The organism is Acidaminococcus sp. CAG:542 (genome assembly GCF_000437815.1).
Taxonomy (GTDB): Bacteria; Bacillota; Negativicutes; order Acidaminococcales; family Acidaminococcaceae; genus Acidaminococcus.
The window spans coordinates 24,158-24,880 of the sequence record NZ_FR902056.1; the positions used below are offsets into that span (position 1 = coordinate 24,158).

The 723-nt window shown below is 58.0% G+C and carries 2 protein-coding genes; both read right to left on the reverse strand.

Going from position 1 to position 723, the window contains the following annotated elements:
- Positions 1–313, reverse strand: a 313-nt coding sequence (gene tsaB / locus QVO43_RS04165; RefSeq protein WP_288174498.1) for a tRNA (adenosine(37)-N6)-threonylcarbamoyltransferase complex dimerization subunit type 1 TsaB, incomplete at its 3' end; no start/stop codon positions are given.
- 4 nt (positions 314–317) lie between these two features.
- Positions 318–723, reverse strand: a 406-nt coding sequence (gene tsaE, locus QVO43_RS04170) for a tRNA (adenosine(37)-N6)-threonylcarbamoyltransferase complex ATPase subunit type 1 TsaE (RefSeq protein ID WP_288174500.1), incomplete at its 5' end; no start/stop codon positions are given.

The window sequence follows — 723 nt, forward strand, 5'->3', positions numbered from 1 at the left end:
CCGGCAGTTTATAGGCAATGGCTGCCAGGGCATCCACCGCCACCAGGGGCCGTTCCAGGGCGTAGGCCATGGCTTCTGCAGTGGCCATACCGATCCGCAGACCGGTAAAAGAACCCGGGCCCCGGCTTACCGCCAAAAGGTCCAGATCCTCTTTTTTCACCCGGGCCATGGCCAGCAGGGTTTCCAGCTGGGGCACCAGACCTTCAGAATGGGTAAGCCCCACATTCACATCCAGGCTCCCCAGGATTTTCTTTCCGTCACAGACGGCCACGGAACACACCCGGGTCGCCGTATCAATTCCCAATGTCAGCACGATTTCAACCTTCCCGGCCCTTGGGAGCAAGGAGCGCCCGGGCCAATTCCTCATACCGTCTGCCGTGAGGGAGCAGTTCCACTTCCCGTCCCTCACCCTTGCGGGTAAATTTCAGTTCCAGATTTTCTTCCGGCATATAGTCCGGAAACAGTTCCGCCCATTCGATGAATGTGACCCCGTCTCCCCCGGCATATTCAGAGAACCCGATGTCTTCCAGTTCTTCCGGCCAATTGATCCGGTACAGGTCGAAATGCTTGATGTTCAGCGTCTTCCCATGGTACACATTCATCAGGGAAAAAGTAGGGGACGTAACTTCCTGAGGATCCACTCCCAGAGCCGTGGAGGCCGCGGTCACCAGACAGGTCTTGCCGGTCCCCAGGTCTCCGTTCAGCAGGAACACATCCCCTTCC